Source organism: Polyangium sp. 6x1 (assembly GCF_029946515.1).
Classification (GTDB): Bacteria; Myxococcota_A; Polyangia; order Polyangiales; family Polyangiaceae; genus Polyangium.
Map to the genome: position 1 here is coordinate 123,060 of NZ_JARZHH010000027.1, position 15,668 is coordinate 138,727.

The window sequence follows — 15,668 nt, forward strand, 5'->3', positions numbered from 1 at the left end:
CGGATGTCCGATCGAAAATCTTACAACGACTCGCGACAACGTGGAAAGCACTCGTTGTCGATGCCGCCACGCGTCATCGCCCTCGTGCATCCTATGTTCGCAGATTGCTGAAGGTTTCTTCGTTCTGGAAGTGAGGCTCCTTGGCGCGGAATCGCCTGCGACTTGTCGCTTGACAGGGAGAGGGGTTGGATTTCCATCGCGTCGCTTCTCCATGCTTTCGGCTTGCGAAGAACCTCCACCTGTTCGCGGAAGAAGGGTTCATGTCGAAGAAGCAACCGATCTCCATGCCTTTCGCTCGTCGTTTCGGAAAAACCCTCGGAGGCCTCTCGCTCGTGCTCGGCGCCGGTTGCGCGGTCTCCGAGATGCCGGAGGAAAGCCTCCCCGAGGGCCGCATGGAGGAGGCCGCGGCGACGGGACAGAGGCCGGTCTTCACGCCGTCCGGCGACGCCGATCAACACACGCTGGCCGAGGCGATCAGCCGCGCGCACATCGCGATCAACCTGGACAAGCTCGGCCTCACGAGCGAGGAAGACGTCGCGGTGAAGCGCGTGCGGCTCGACGAGCTCTCGCTCGCCCACACGCGCATGCAGCAGAAATTCAAGGGCGTGCCCGTGTTCGAGGGCGAGGCGATCGTGCACCTCGATCGCAACGGCCAGCTGAGTAGCGTCACCGATGGATTCGTCAAGCACGTCCGCCGCGACCTCTCGGTGAAACCCACCTTGAGCGAGAAGCAAGCCATCGGCGTCGCGCTCGATCGGTACGGCTGCGAATCATGCCTGACCGCGGCGCCCGAGGTCGATCTGCTCGTGATGCGCCACGAGGGGCAGGATCACCTCGCTTATCGTGTACGGCTCCGGCGCATCGACAGCACGCGCGAAACGGCGATGCCGGTGATCTTCCTCGACGCGCACAGCGGCGAGGAGATCCACCGCTACGATAACCTCCAGACCGCGCAGGGCAGCTCGCTCTACAGCGGCACCGTGACCATCGGCACGAGCAGCGCGGCCGGCAAGTATTACCTCGAGGACCTCACGCGCAAGGTCGGCACGTTCACCTACTCCAATGGCACGAGTACCGTCTATCGCCTCTCCGACACGGACAACATCTGGAGCGGCAGCGATCAGCGGGTCATGGTCGACGCCCAGTACGGCGCGGCGATGGTCTACGACTATTACAAGAACGTCCACGGACGCAATGGCATCGACGGCGCGGGCGGCCCCACGGCCTACACGGCGGCGAACGGCGGCGCGGGGCTCATCAGCTCCGTCATCCGGTACAGCACGTCCTACAACAACGCATTCTGGGACGGCAGCAAGATGACGTACGGCGACGGCGACGGCTCGACGTTCTCGCCGCTCGTCTCGGTCGACATCGCCGCGCACGAAATGACGCACGGCGTGACCGAGTACGAGGCGGACCTCACCTACGAGAACGAATCCGGCGCGCTGAACGAGTCGTGGTCGGACGTGTTCGGCGCGCTCGTCGAGCGGTACGTCTACGGCGAGAGCGCCGACACCTGGAAGATCGGCGAGGATTGCTACACGCCGGGCACCGCGGGCGACGCGCTCCGCTACATGGATACCCCTCACAACGCGAGCAACAGCGGCTATACGTCGAACGACGATCCCGACCATTACAGCGAGCGCTACACGGGCACCGAGGACAACGGCGGCGTCCACATCAACTCGGGCATCCCGAACCACGCGTTCTACCTGCTCGCGAAGGGCGGCACGCACCACCTGAGCGGCGTCAAGGTCACGGGCATCGGCGCCGACGACGCGGGCAAGATCTGGTACAAGGCCCTCGCCGATTACATGACCGCGAGCACGAACTTCGCGGGCGCCCGTCAGGCCACCCTGAGCGCGGCGAGCGCGCTCTTCGGCGCGTCGAGCGCGCAATACGCGTCGACGCAATCCGCCTGGTGCGCCGTCGGCGTCGGCGAATGCCCCGGCGCGAGCGGCGGCGGCGGCGGCGGGACGAACCTGCTCGCGAACGGCACGTTCGAGGGCAGCTCGAGCCCCTGGGTGCTGAGCGGCACGGGCGCGCTCTACACGAACAACGGCAATTACCCGCAATCGGGCACGGGGTATCCTTATTTCGGCAATGCCGTCAGCGTCTCGGGCTCGCTGTACCAGCAGCTCTCGATCCCCGCGGGCGCCTCGCCGACCCTCACGTTCTACCTGAACGTGACCTCGGCCGAGACCACGACGACGACCCAATACGACCAGCTCTTCGTCGAGCTCCGGAGCACCTCCGGCACCTTGCTGAAGACGCTCGCGACCTACAGCAACCTGAACAAGGGGACGGCCGGCGCGTACGCGCTGAAGAGCCTCTCGCTCGCGGGCTACGGCGGCCAGACCGTCCGCCTCCAGTTCCGCACGACGAACGATAGCCTGGACATCACCACGTTCCGGGTCGATTCCGCCGAAGTGAAATGACCACCGTTCGGCGTTGACCGGCGCGGCCCGAGGCGTAATGCTCGGGCCGTGCGTGCCCTCCGTGTCCTGCAGCAAAGAGACGAGGCGATCCGCGCGCGCGTCGCGCGGGACGTCGAGAGCCGCCTCGACGAGGGCAGCCTCGAATCGCTGGCCCTCGCGGCCCACGCGGCGATGGAGCGAGAGACGTCGCGCGCCCAGGGCACGGGCGCCCGCGCCCCGGCCTGCTCGGCCGGCTGCTCGTATTGCTGCCACGTGCACGCGCACGCGACCGTGCCCGAGATCCTCGCCGTCGCCGCGTGGCTCCGCCGCTCGCTCGCCCCGGAAGCGCTCGAAGCGCTGAAGGAGCGGCTCGCCCGTCACGTGGCGCGGGTCGCGCCGCTCTCCGACGAGGAGCGCTGGGCCGCGCGGATCCCCTGCGCGCTGCTCGACGAGCGTGGTCACTGCTCGGTGCACGAGGCACGGCCGCTACGCTGCCGGGCCTTTCATTCGTGCTCGGCCGACGATTGTCGGGACGCCTTCGAGGGCCGCACCGACGCGCTGCCCCCACGCGTGGCGCTCCTCGCGCGCGCCGCGGACGCCGTCGAGGCGGGCTACGATCACGCGCTCCACGCCGCGGGGATCGATGCTTCGGGCCATCGGCTGGAGATCGGCCTCTTCCGCGCGCTCTCCGGCGCGTCGCGTTAATTCGGCGACGGGCGCCGATACGTCGATCGCAAGCGCGCGGAACCGTGGCATTCTCCGCCGCATGCGCACTCTGCTAGCTCTCTTTCTCCTCCCTTGTTTCGTGATCCCCTTCGCTTGCTCGGCCGGCGGCGATCACACGTCCACGAGCAGCGGCGGCTCCGCCGGGTCTGGCGGCGGCGGCGAAGGCTGCGGCCAATGCTTCGGCGCCGTCTTCACGCCCTGCAATCCCGACGGCACGCCCGGCACGCCGATCACGTGTCCGAGCGGCGTGTGCGCGCCGAACACGGGCTGCGTCGAATGCCAGCCCGGTGGCCTCACCTGCGTGGGGAACGAGGTCCGCCGCTGCTCCGAGGACGGCCAGACGGCGACCGAGGTCGTCGAGGTCTGCGACGCCGCCGCGGGGTTCGGCTGCTCCAATGGAGCGTGCACCGGCGCCTGCGACATTGCCGCCGATCAGCCCTCCAACGTGGGATGCGAGTTCTGGGCCGCCGATCTCGATCAACAGGACGGCTTGAACGATCCGGCGAGCGCGCCCTGGGGCGTCGTGCTTTCGAACACCGGCGAGGCACCGGCAAAGGTCGTGATCGAGATGAATGACGCGCCGCTCGGAATGCCGGCGACGCCGAAGCTCGTGCTCGCGGTCGACGTGCAGCCCGGCGCGCTCTTCACGGCGAAGCTGCCCACGCGCGAGCTCGATTGCGGGGTCAAGCCGAACGATTACCTCTCCCCCGGGACGTGTTTGTCCTCGAACGCGTTCCGCATCACCTCGTCGAACCCGATCGTCGTGTATCAGTTCAACGTCTTCGAGAATGCCTACTCGAACGACGCGTCGCTCCTCCTGCCCACGACCGGGCTCGGCAAGATCTACCGCATCATCAACTGGCCGGCCGGGCACCCGGTCCCGCTCGATTTCCCGGGCATCGGCAAGATCATCGATCGCTCGTACGTGACCGTCATCGGCACCAAACCGAACACCGTGGTCACGGTCAAGCCGAGCTGGCGCATCAAGGGCAACCCTCCCATCGCCGCGACGATGCCCGGCGGCGAGATCAAGGTCACGCTCAATCCCTTCGACGTCTTGAACCTGGAGACCGACGACGCCACATTCCAGGACGACACGAAGACGGTGGCCGATCTTTCGTCCACGATCGTCACGTCCACGCTCCCGGTCGCCGTCTTCTCGGGCGTCGAGACCACGAGCGCGCCCGGCGGTGTCGTCGAGATCCCGACGTATGGAGGCTGGACGAGCGATAGCACGTGCTGCCTCGATCACCTCGAAGAGCAGATGTTCCCCGTGGAGTCGGTGGGCTCGAAATACGTGATCACGCGAAGCCCCGTGCGCTCCACGTCGGGCTACCGCGAGCCCGACATCATTCGATTCCTCGGCGTGGCCGAGGACGCGACGGTCACGACGAACCTGCCCGCGCCCTTCGATTCGTTCGTGCTCCACGCAGGTGAGGTGAAGACCACCTGGGCCCAGGACAATTTCGTGGTCGGCGCGACGAAGCCGGTCATGGTGGGACAGCTCCAGGTCTCGAATGGGTACGTCGACGGCCCGGCGATCGGCGATCCGTCGCTCACGGTCTTCCCGCCGATCGAGCAGTTCCGCACCGAATACGTCATTCCGACGCCGTCCTCGTGGACGCAGAACTGGGTCGTGATCGCGGCCGAGGTCGGCTCGGAGATCATGCTCGACGGCGGCTCGACGACCTTCTGCCAGATCGAGTCCGCGGGCATGGTCGATGGCAAGACGTACCATTCTCGCAAATGCCCCTTGGAGCCCGGCGTGCACCGCCTCTCCGGGGACAAACCTTTCGGGATCATCGCATACGGCTACGGGAGCGCGGGATCGTACGCGTTCGCGGGCGGCGCGGACGTGAAGCGCGTGTACGAGCCGCCTCCGCTCAAGTAAGAGGAATCCCTGCGCGCCCGCGCGGAAGCTCATATCCTCGCCCGCCATGGGACGAGACGACGGGCGCGCGGGATACCGACGACGGGCCAAGGCCACGCTGGAGAAGGGCGCTTGGCTCTCGATTGCGCTCTCCGAGCTCGCATGTGGCCCCGCGCCCTCCCCCGCGCCCTCCCCCGCGCCCCCCCGGCCCGCCTCGTCCGCCCCCGCCCACGCGGCCGCGCCCACGCCGTCCACGTCCGTGTCCGCGTGGACGGGCCCAAACCAGGGCGAAGAAGAAATCGTGCAGAAGTTCGTGCCGTACGCGGTGACGGACGGCTCGCTCGCGCGCCGGGTGCTTTATACGTGGACGACGCGCGAGCAGATCGCGGAGCTCGAAAAGAACCTCGTGCTCCTCACGCGCACCGAATCCCCCGAGCACGGCGCGTCGTATTTCGATCAAATGCTCCACGCCCGCGCTCTCGCCAAGGAACCGCTCGCGCAAATGCTCCGCACGACGCCGTTCGCCCGCGCGCGTTACGCCTGGACCGCGCCCTGGGCAACGGCGTATGGCCTCGGCAGCGAGTCCTATGGCGACCGGCTCCTTCGCGTGACGCTGAAGCCCGAGGCGTGGATCGCCGTGCTCATGACCTCGAAGAAGGACCTCGAAGTGCGTGATCTCGCGGGCAAACCGGTGCCGATCGGAGACGCGCTCGCCCACCCGGAGCGCATCGCAGCCGTGTATTTCGTGCACGACACGCCCGTGACAGGTTATGCAGCGTCGATGGCCGGACCGGAGCAGCGTATCGGCTATCGCGAATACGTGCTCTGCAACGAGTCGATGATCGAATCATGGTCGATCCGGACGCCCGAGATCCGAAAGGAGCTCCTCGACAACGCGGCGGCGCTTCGCGCGCTCGCCCGATTCCTCTTCCTGCACCCGCTGAAGCCGAGCTCCACGATCGCCTCGTGGAACGTGCAGGTGGTGAAAGAGACCTTTCCCCTCGCCGAGCCGGTGCCGACACTCCTCGGCATGTACGAAGCGTCGCTCGCCTTTCCCTCCGGCATCTACCAGCCGGATTCCACGCGCCTGAACATCGCGGCCACCCGGGTCGAGGAATACGAGGAGCAACAAAAAGGCCCGCCGCTCACGCACACGCCGACAGCGAAATTCCCGCCCCCGTCCGAAAGGAAGCCGTCGCCGCCGCCGCGGATCGTTCCGTGGCACGAGAGGCATTGACGCGGGCCATGCCCCGGATCGGAAAAACCGAGGCGCTCGCGCTCGTCGAGGCGGAGCAAGCGCGTTTGCCCGCGTCGCGGCGCTCGCGTGGGACGAATACGCGGACGTGCAAAAGCTCGCGTGGGAGCCGCCGCGCCGGGGCGCTGCCCCGGACCCCGCGGGGGCTCTTCGCCCCTCGACCCGAACCAGGGCCAGCCCTGGACCTCTGGGCATCGACTGCGCGAAGCGCAGTCGATGCGGGGAGAGTTTTTCAAGCTGTCCGCCCCCTCTTTGCAGGGCCAGCCCTGGACCTCAGGGGGAAGAACTGCGCTGCGCGCAGTTCTTCCCCCAGGCCGGTGGTACCGCCTTGCCGGCTAAATCATCAACGCGGCTGTCTTGGTTGGCAGGGTCGCCCGTGGTCTTGACCCGGCCCGTTCGATGAACTGCGCATCGCGCAGTTCATCGACCACGAGTCCAGCGCTTGCGCTGGTCCGGGTGCAGGGGCGGACAGCCCCTGCTGGGGCCTGGGGCAACGCCCCAGCGAGACGCCTCAATGCACCCGCATCCCAGGTTTCGCCCCGCTATCGGCCGACAGGACGAACACGTTCTCCCCGTCGCCCGCCGCGAGCACCATTCCTTCGCTCAGCCCGAACTTCATCTGCCGCGGCGCGAGGTTCGCGCATACGATCACGAGCCGGCCGAGGAGATCCTTCGGATCGTAGTACGCCTTGATCCCCGCGAACACCTGCCGCGTCGTATCGCCGCCGAGCGAGACCGTGAGCTTCAGGAGCTTTTTCGCCCCCGGCACGCCCTCGGCCGCGATGATCCGCGCCACGCGCATGTCGACCTTCGTGAAATCGTCGATCGAACACTGCGGCGCGAGCGGCTCCTTGGCGAGCGCGTCGCCCGCGTCCTCCCACTTCGTCGGGGCCGCTTCTCCCGCGCCCGCTTCCGGTGCGGCCGCCGCCTTCGGCGCCTCGCCCGGCTCTCCCGCGCGGCTCGCTTCGATCATCTTCTGCACGGCATCCATCTCCATTCGCTTCATCAAATGCTGGTACGGCGCGACGGGCGTGCCCACGAGCGGCTTCTGCGCGAGGTCCAGCCGATCCATCGGGCAATTCAGCAGCACGCCCGACTCCGCCGCGAGCTTCGGCAGCACGGGGCCGAGGTACAGCACGATCTGCCGGTACAGGTTCAGCGCGACCGTGCACGCGTTCTGCACGTCCTGCTCCTTGCCCGGCTGCTTCGCGAGCGCCCACGGCGCCACCCGATCCACGTATTCGTTTGCCCGATCCGCGAGGCCGACGATGATCCGGATCGCCCGCGCGAAATCGAACGCCGCGTACGCCTCGCCGATCTCCGCGCCCGCCTTCGCTGCCGCCTCGAAGAGCCCGCCGTCGTCCGGGTAATTCGCCGACAGACCCGTCTTCGCCACGAAGCGCGACGAGCGGCTCGCGAGGTTCACGATCTTGTTCACGAGCTCCGCGTTCACCTTCTGGACGAACTCGTCGACGTTGAGATCGAAATCCTCGACGCGCCCGCCGAGCTTGCTCGCGTAGTAATAACGGAGGTACGCCGGATCGAGGTGGTCGAGGTACGTCCGCGCCATGACGAACGTGCCCTTCGTCTTCGACATCTTCTCGCCGTTCACCGTCAAGAAGCCGTGCACCTGCACCCGGGAGGGCAACGAATACCCCGCGCTCTTCAGCATCGAGGGCCAGAACAGCGTGTGGAAATAGACGATGTCCTTGCCGATGACGTGCACGATCTCGGCCTTGTCCGAGCGCCACCAGTCGTCCATGCGCTCGCCGTTCTTGTCGCACCACTCGCGCGTCGTGCCCATGTATCCGATCGGCGCGTCGAACCAGACGTACCAGTAATGCCCCGGCGCGTCGGGGATCTCGAAGCCGAAGTAGGGCGCGGGGCGCGAGACGTCCCAGTCGCGCAGCGGCTCGGCGAGGAAATGGCCGGCCAGGTAGTTCGAGATCTCCTTCGGCATCCGGCCTTCGGCCGCCGTCCATTCGGCGAGGAAGGCGTGGTCGGGCTCGATCGCGACGAACAGGTGCTCGGCGCTCTTCAGCTCGGGCCGCGCGCCGCTGAGCGTGCTCTTCGGGTCGACGAGCTCGGTCGCGCTGTACGTCGAGCCGCACTTGTCGCAGCTATCGCCGTACTGATCGGGCGAGCCGCAGCGCGGACAGTTGCCCTTCACGAAGCGGTCGGCGAGGAACGTGCCCGCCTGCGGGTCGAAGAGCTGCGTCACGTCGCGCTTCGCGACCCGCCCGTTCTTCCGGAGCGAGGCCCAGATCTCGTGGCAAATCTCGCGCGTCGCGGCCGAGTTCGTGCTGCCGTAGTGATCGAACTGGATCATGAGGTCCGCGAAGTCGCGCTGGTGCGCGGCGCTCATCTCCCCGATCACCGCCTCCTCCGAGCGCCCCTCCTTGCGCGCGCGGATCATGATCGACGTGCCGTGCGTGTCGTCCGCGCAGATGTAGATGCAGCGGCGCCCGGTCATGCGCTGGTACCGGACGAAGATGTCCGTCAGCGTGTACTCGAGCACGTGCCCGAGGTGAATGTGGCCGTTCGCGTAGGGAAGCGCGCTGGTGACGAGCAGGGGGTTTGGGGGCGTAGCTCCGCTCGTCGAAGCGGAGCCCCCATCGTTCAAAGGCTTCATGGCGGGCGCAATGTGCACCATCACGCGCACATTTGCCAAGCCCGACCCGCGATCGTGCCGTTCGTCCGTCCGTCCGCGTCAGAGGAACGTCAAAGGTAGAGGCTCTTGCGCGCCGCTCGCCCCTCGTCGAGCAGCTCCGCGATCCGCGCCTTCACGGCCTCGACCTTGGGCATCACCTCGGCGTCCTCCTCGTTGCCCGTGCCCTCGAACCACATCGGCTCGCCGAACCAGATCGAGCAGCGGGCCGGCAGGGGCAAGGGCAAGAGCGTCGGCGTGATCGGGAAGTAGGGAATGCTGAGGGCGCGGGCGAGCGGCTTGATGTCGAAGATCGCCGGGCACGCCTCCTCGCCGCCGACGAACGCGAAGGGCGTGATCGGAGCGCGCATCTTCATCGCGAGGCGCACGAAGCCGGTCCCGAAGTCGAGCAGCTTGTACCGGTCTTTCCAGAGCTTGCCGCTGCCGCGCGCGCCCTCCGGGAAGACCATGAGGAGCTCGTCGTCCGCGAGCAGGCGCTCGCAGTTCTCGGGCAGGCCCGTGACCTGGCCGGACCGCGTCATCCACACGTTCACGAGCGGCATGCGCTGGAAGACCTTCTCGATCATCGCCTTCACCGCCCGCGGCGGGTGCGCGTCGAGCATCATCGCGGTCGCCACCATCATGCCGTCGTAGGCGAGCTGCGACGAGTGGTTGCCGATGAGCAGGCCCCTGCCCGGCGGCACGCGGTCGATCCCGTGCACCTCGACCCGGAAATAATGCCGGTAAAACCAGGTCGCGACGTAGAGCGTGCGCTTCGCCGCCGCCGTGGAGAAGCCCCATTTGTCGTACCCGAGCGCGTTCACGGTCGGCGAGACCGTGTCCACGATCTCCCTGAGATCCCTGGGGATCCGTCGATCCAGCGCCTCGAACAGGCCATCCAGCGCGGTCATCCTGCGTGTCACCTTCCGCCGTCCAGGATACCGAGAAAAACGTGACCGCGCCGCCTTCTTCGACAGACGGGGACGTCACCGGCGCGAGCTCACCAGGAGCGTCCGTCGTTTCGAACCACGCTCGCGCGCCGTCACTGGATGCGGAATCGATCGCCGTGGCGGCCGTCGTCGTCGCGACGGTCGAACACGGTGAAGGGGTTGTACCGATTGCCGATGCGCTCGCTGTAGCGGCCCTCGAGCCGCACGGCCACGCCGTTCGTGTTGTCGCGGAGCGTGACGTCGTCAAAGGTGACGCGGACGAGCACCGGGTAACGATCGCGAGCGCAGAACGCGGCCGCCTGCGGGGCCTCGAGGTTCATCGAGCCGACGACGCGGCCCTCGCGATCCGCGCGGAGCGTGACCTTCTCGGCGACGTACTGGCGGAGGATCTTCCGGTCGGCCTGGCCGCCCGTGATGACGCCGTTCCGGGTCGCGCAGCGATAGACGGCGCGGACCTCGGCCCGGAGCTGAACCTCGACGTTCCCCCGTCGCGCGAGACCATATTCACGAAAATCGATGTCGAGGTGCCCTTTGTTCGTGATGTCGATGCCCAGGTTCCGGAACACGGGATTCTGCGTGCGGCGCTGCGCCTCCGCGGGAGGCGCCGCGAGGAGCGGCAGGGCCGCGAGCGCGGCGAGCATGACGATTCGAAGCGTTCGTCCCATGGCGCATTCCCTCCTTGCACGCGCGCCACGCGCGCGGCGGCTTTCGACGAACGAAGGCAGGATCGCCCTCTTCGTCGCCCCCTTCCCATGAGACCGTCCGTTCGCGAGCGGAAGCGCCGCCCCGCACGGAGTTTCGCCGGGCAGGCGGTTTCCCCCCGTCCTTGGCAGAACTTCCAAAGTTTATCGGCGAGCGTGTGGCCGCCCCGCTCGACGAGGGCTCGCCCAGGCCAAAGAGACAGCGCGGTGGTCGGAGATGCTCGGTGAGCGCGGGACAGCCCGCAATCGCCGTGGCGGAAACGATCACCTACGAACGGAACCATTGGGGAGGCCAACCATGAATCAGTACTCGAAGTTTTTCGCGCTGCTCGGTCTGTCCGCGTCCATCGCGATCGTTGGGACCGGCTGCGCGGCCGAGGTCGAGGATCCCGAGTCCGAGCTGGCCCTCGCGGACGAGGCGAACGATAGCGCGGCGCTCTCCGTGAGCGCGGACGAAGCGACGGCGGAGAGCGAAGACGCGCTCTCGACGGGCGGCGACTGCGCCTGGGGCGCCTGCGGCGGAGCCGGGTTCGTCGGCGGCGCCGGGTTCGTCGGCGGCGTCGGGATCGGCGGCGTCGGGATCGGCGGCGTCGGGATCGGCGGCTATGGCTACGGCGCCTATGGCGGCGCCTGCGGATTGGGGCGCGGGTTCGACTGCGGGATCGGCGGCCGGCACTTCATCCGCGGCCCGTACTACGGACCGCGCGGCGGCTACGGGCGCGGCTACTACGGCTACGGCAGCAGGGCCTGGGCCTTGGGCCAGGGCCGGTGGTGAGCCGAGGCAGCGAGCCCTCGATTCGAAAGGACGTGTGAACGCGAACCCGATCGGCGCCCGGGCGCCGGTCGGGTTCGCCCTATTTTGTGCGTGAAAGAAAAACCCGGGGCCTATCGCCAGCCGTCGATCGATACCACGCGACCGAGCGCGAGGACGCGCAGCGCATTCGGGTGGGATTCGTATTGGTCCTGCTGGGCGTGGGCCTCGGCGAGCAGGCGCGCCTTGATCCTGAGCATGAGCGGCAGCTTCATCGCGAGGGTCTGCGGCAGGTACACGGGGACGGTCGTATTTTCGCCCGCGGGGACGCAGAGGGCGCGGATCTGCTCGTCGCCGAACACGATGCGCTTCTGGTATTTGCGTTGATCGAGGAGCACGCGCTCGATGTGCGCGTCGAGCTGGCTCACCGTGACGCTGCGCTTCGACTGGCGGAGCGCGTCGCGGAGCTCGCTCGTCACGAGCTCGACATTCGAGGGCGCCTGGAGAAGCGGCGTTTTCAGCACCTCGTTCGCCGCTTCGAGGGCGTCCTTGAGTTTCTTGTTGTCCTCGGTCACGAGGGGCGTGACCGCGGCGACCGCGGCCTTCAGGTGCTCGACCTCGTCGAAGGGAAAGCGCAGCTCGCCCGTGAGCATGACGACGGGCGGCGTGAAGCGGCCCGTCTCGCTGATCGATTCGAGCATCGCCCGTTGAATGCCCCGTCCGTCCGTCGGCGTTCCGCGCGTGAGGACGCCGAAGGTGTCGTGCCGATCCCGCGAGGCATTCGGATCGTCGGTGGGCAGGTCGTGCTTGGGATCGAGCGGTTCGAATTCGAGCTCGTCCACGATGGACGGGAACGCGGCGCGAATCCGGGCGACGCCCTGCGGATCGAACCAGAGGAGATCCACGATCTCGGGGCCGAGCCGGCGCGAGGGGCGCGCCGGCGGCACGCGCGGGCGCGCGTCGTCCTGAACGGCGGGCGTGGTGGTGACGGGCGCCGCGACGGGCGTATGCGTAGGCGCGCCAATGACGTTCGCCGACGCGCCGGCCGCCCAGGGGCTCATCTCGCGCGGAGAGGCGGGCGCGGCCGGAACGTCGAGCGGTTCGCGGCGAGGGACCTCGGCCGGAGGCACGGGCGTCGCCTGCGGAGGCGAAAAGGCCGGCGAGGCGGCGCCGACCGCAGCCGGCGGGACCAGCGGCGGCGCGACGGGCGGCGCGACGGGGACCGCAGGGGCGGCCGGAACCGCGGGGGCGGCCAGGACCACGGTCGCCGCAGGAACCGGGGGCGCCGGGGGGATCGCGGGCACGGGCGGCATCGCGGGGACGCGGGGAGGCTGCGTCGGGACGCGGGGCGCCGTGGCAGGGGCCGTCGCCGACGCGGGCGCGGGAGCCGTCGCGGGCGCGGAGGCGGGCACCTGCGCGGGGGGAGGCGCCGACGCACCGCCGCGGGCGCGGCCGCGCGCGAGCCACGCCGGCAAATTCACGCCCTCGGCGCGCGCGAGCTCCTCGGTGGAGATGACCTCCGTCTCGACGGACTCTTCCTCGAAGATGTGGTGTTCGACGGGACGAACGGGCTTCGGCGGCGCGGCAGGCGCGGGCTTCGCGGCGGAGGCGGGGGCGGGCGCCGGCTGCGCGGGCTGCGCGGGCGTGGATGCTTTTTTTTGCGGGGCGAGCGCGCGGATCAGCATCTGCACCTCGTCCCAGCCGAGCTTCTGGCGGGCCGCGCCCATCGCGACGAGGACACGACCACGCTCGTCGCGCGAGAGCAGCGGCATCTGGCCGCGCCACGTGACCGTGCAGATGGCTCGATCGGTGTCGATCCAGAGCGCGTCGCCGACGAGGTTGAGCTCCTGCGGCCCGCCGCGCGGGCGCTCGACGAACGCCTGCGGGCGGAGGCCCGGGAGGCGCGTCGTGAGGCGCGGGTGATCGGGGTGGAGGTGCTCGAGCACGATCTCGAGATCGGGCGTGATCTCGGCGAGGCGCTGATCGGGCGGCGCGGCGTTGAAGTACTCGATCTCGATGTCGTCGGGCAGCGGCCGCGTATGCCAGTCGGCGTGGGAGAAATGGCCGCGGTGGCGCCGGAGCCGGGTCTCGCGCTGGGGCCAGCCCGCGGCGATCGGGCCGAATCCCACGGGGGATCCGTCGTCCTGGAGGGTGCCGCGCCGGCGCGCCGGGTGCAGGTTCGGCAAGGGCCCGGGTGAGACGGGGATCCCGACCGGATTCATGGTCCCGGCCCCGCCCTGCGCGCGCTCGTAGCGCAGGGGCATGTGGGTGAAGGCGGGGCCGTCGGTGATCTGCGCCTCGCCGGACCAGGTGCGGTCGGCGTGGACCTCGATGGCCTTGTCGAGCGAGCCCACGACCATCCGCGCGAGCAGCGATCGACAAGGCTGATGATGCGCGGCGAACGCGTGCCCGACGAGCGTGACGTCGGCGCCTTTGCGGAACGGAACGAGGTCGCTCGGCGAGTAGACGCTGCGCCGGGGATCGTCGTCCCAGTGGTTATCCGCGTCGTTGATGGGCTCCTGGCCCGACGAGAGCCGGAGCTCGCCCGGGGCCAGATCGAACGTGGCCTTGCAGACGACGGTGAGCACCCACTCGCGGCTCTGCCTTTGCCAAGGGAGAGAGGCCACGTAGAACGGGCCGAGCGCGACGACCTCCATCCGGCCGACAGTACCAGAAGCGGAAGCGGGAGCGGAAGCGGAGATTGGACGGCGCCATTTCGAGCATCCACGGCGGGTTGACGGCGTGCGGGCGTCGTGGCTCCATCGTTTCGATGGTCGACCCGACGACGAACGCCTTTGCCATCGAGTCGACCCTGGGCCTGTGCGCTTCGCGCGACAGCCGAACGGTCGATGTCGGCGCCGGAGCCTGTGAGGGGATTCTCGTCGTCGCGGATGGCATTGGGGGGCACTGCACGGGATGGCTCGGCGCGCGCCTGGCCGTGCGTGCGATCGTCGAGCCCTTCGCGAGTCCCAACACGAAGGCGCGGTTCGTGGGCGCCGCCGACGGCTTCCCTGATGACTGGGGCTGGGCCGGCGCGATGCAATCGCGGGAGGCGGGCGCGTTCGTCTATGAGGCGTGCGCGGCGGATTTCGGGGATCGGGCGGCGCTCCCGCATGATCTCGCCGCCGTGTTCTCGGAGATCGACCGGGTCGTGGCGAACGTCCCGGCGCATGCGCGCATCCACGGCCTCCTCGTCGGGTGCATCGCCGCGACCTTCGAAGGCGGCCGGGTGCGTGGGGCGCACGTGGGAATCGGGCGCGCGCTCCTGCTCCGCGCGGGCGCCGACCATTTCGAGAGCCTCGTCGTCGAGCATTACATGCACCTCGTCTTCGCTCGCATGACGAAGTACAACGACATCGATCCGGCGCAGATCCCTCCCAACATCCTCGTCAACGGCCTCGGGGGACTCTCGAATATGGGGATCGGCATCGACCGATTCGACGTCGAGCTCGGCGCGGGCGACCTCCTCCTCCTCTGCTCCCGACGGCTGGACGTCCCCGAGGAGGAAGTGGCGCGCATCGCGAGGGCCGCCGTGGACGAGGGAGCGCCGCTCGACGAGCTCGCGCGCACCCTCGAACGCCGCTCGGCCGAGATGTTCGATGTCTCCGAGGCGCATCGCGCCCAGGACGTGGCCTTTGCCATTGCGCTTTCGCAGCAGCAACGATAGCAGCGGAACCGGCGAAGAGATCGCTTCACGACGCGTCATTCACGCGGAAGGCATCTTTCCTCGTCCCTCGACCCCGAGCTTCGGACCCCGGAGGGGTCGCGACTTCGGACCCGAGCGCCGAGGAGAGAGGGCGCGGGGGTCGCCTTTTGCGACACGCGCGCGGACCAAACCGGGCGCGGGGGTCGCCTTTTGCGACACGCGCGCCGATCAAACAGGGCGCGGGGGTCGAACCTCGGCACTCGACCCCGAGGCGAAGGCCCTGCCGACCTCGGAGTTCGCGGCATGAGCGCCGATTCGCGACCCCGCGGACCTCCTCTCACGCGACGCGTGTCGGAAGCGGCGAGGGCGCGGGCCTCGACGATGGAGGCGCGTGTGAGAAACGTTGAGGGCCCAGGGGTCCGAACCTGGCGTTCGGGTCGCAAAACGTGCGGCCACGAGGGTCGACGCGCCGGGGTCGGGTCGCGACGTTCGAGGGGCGCGGGGTCCGACGTTCGCGGCGCGAGACGAATCGGCGAGGGGCGGGGGCTTTTTTGTTCGTGATCGAGAAGGAAATCGGCAGCGCGCGGGGGTCCTCGGCCGGGGGTCGACCCGCGCGCGGCGAGGGCGCGGGGGTCCTCGGCCGGGGGTCGACCCGCGCGCGGCGAGGGCGCGGGGGTCCTCGGCCGGGGGTCGACCCGCGCGCGG

The 15,668-nt window shown here is 68.8% G+C and carries 10 protein-coding genes; 6 read left to right on the forward strand and 4 right to left on the reverse strand.

Annotation, left to right across the window (positions count from 1 at the left end; translation table 11 throughout):
- Positions 1-260 precede the first annotated feature (260 nt).
- The 4 genes from QHF85_RS24795 to QHF85_RS24810 all read left to right on the forward strand — a co-directional run bounded on the left by QHF85_RS24795 (position 261) and on the right by QHF85_RS24810 (position 6,250).
- On the forward strand, positions 261-2,438 hold the full coding sequence (locus tag QHF85_RS24795) for a M4 family metallopeptidase (RefSeq protein WP_281329773.1): 2,178 nt from the start codon (positions 261-263) through the stop codon (positions 2,436-2,438).
- A gap of 48 nt (positions 2,439-2,486) precedes the next feature.
- Complete coding sequence (locus QHF85_RS24800; protein WP_281329774.1) at positions 2,487-3,122, forward strand: YkgJ family cysteine cluster protein; 636 nt, start codon at positions 2,487-2,489, stop codon at positions 3,120-3,122.
- Positions 3,123-3,183: 61 nt separating this feature from the next.
- On the forward strand, positions 3,184-5,034 hold the full coding sequence (locus QHF85_RS24805) for an IgGFc-binding protein (RefSeq protein WP_281329775.1): 1,851 nt from the start codon (positions 3,184-3,186) through the stop codon (positions 5,032-5,034).
- 46 nt (positions 5,035-5,080) lie between these two features.
- On the forward strand, positions 5,081-6,250 hold the full coding sequence (locus tag QHF85_RS24810; RefSeq protein ID WP_281329776.1) for a hypothetical protein: 1,170 nt from the start codon (positions 5,081-5,083) through the stop codon (positions 6,248-6,250).
- 529 nt (positions 6,251-6,779) lie between these two features.
- Here the strand turns inward: QHF85_RS24810 and metG are convergent.
- The 3 genes from metG to QHF85_RS24825 all read right to left on the reverse strand — a co-directional run bounded on the left by metG (position 6,780) and on the right by QHF85_RS24825 (position 10,530).
- Complete coding sequence (metG, locus tag QHF85_RS24815; RefSeq protein WP_281329777.1) at positions 6,780-8,900, reverse strand: methionine--tRNA ligase; 2,121 nt, start codon at positions 8,898-8,900, stop codon at positions 6,780-6,782.
- Between the two features lie 89 nt (positions 8,901-8,989).
- The gene (locus tag QHF85_RS24820) at positions 8,990-9,826 is read right to left on the reverse strand and encodes a lysophospholipid acyltransferase family protein (protein WP_281329778.1); all 837 of its coding nucleotides are present in this window, start codon (positions 9,824-9,826) and stop codon (positions 8,990-8,992) included.
- Between the two features lie 131 nt (positions 9,827-9,957).
- A complete protein-coding gene (locus QHF85_RS24825) occupies positions 9,958-10,530 on the reverse strand; it encodes a hypothetical protein (protein ID WP_281329779.1) in 573 nt (190 codons plus the stop codon).
- 334 nt (positions 10,531-10,864) lie between these two features.
- On the opposite strand from QHF85_RS24825, the gene QHF85_RS24830 reads away from it, so the two are divergent.
- Entirely contained in the window at positions 10,865-11,341 is a 477-nt protein-coding gene (locus tag QHF85_RS24830) for a hypothetical protein (RefSeq protein ID WP_281329780.1), read from the forward strand.
- Positions 11,342-11,451: 110 nt separating this feature from the next.
- Here QHF85_RS24830 and QHF85_RS24835 read toward each other — a convergent pair whose 3' ends face one another.
- Positions 11,452-13,974, reverse strand: a complete 2,523-nt coding sequence (locus QHF85_RS24835; RefSeq protein ID WP_281329781.1) for a DUF2169 domain-containing protein — start codon at positions 13,972-13,974, stop codon at positions 11,452-11,454.
- Positions 13,975-14,087: 113 nt separating this feature from the next.
- Between QHF85_RS24835 and QHF85_RS24840 the strand changes: the two genes are divergently transcribed.
- Positions 14,088-14,984 carry a hypothetical protein gene (locus QHF85_RS24840; protein WP_281329782.1) on the forward strand — a complete coding sequence of 299 codons (897 nt, stop codon included), beginning with the start codon at positions 14,088-14,090 and terminating at the stop codon, positions 14,982-14,984.
- The last annotated feature ends 684 nt before the right edge of the window (positions 14,985-15,668 follow it).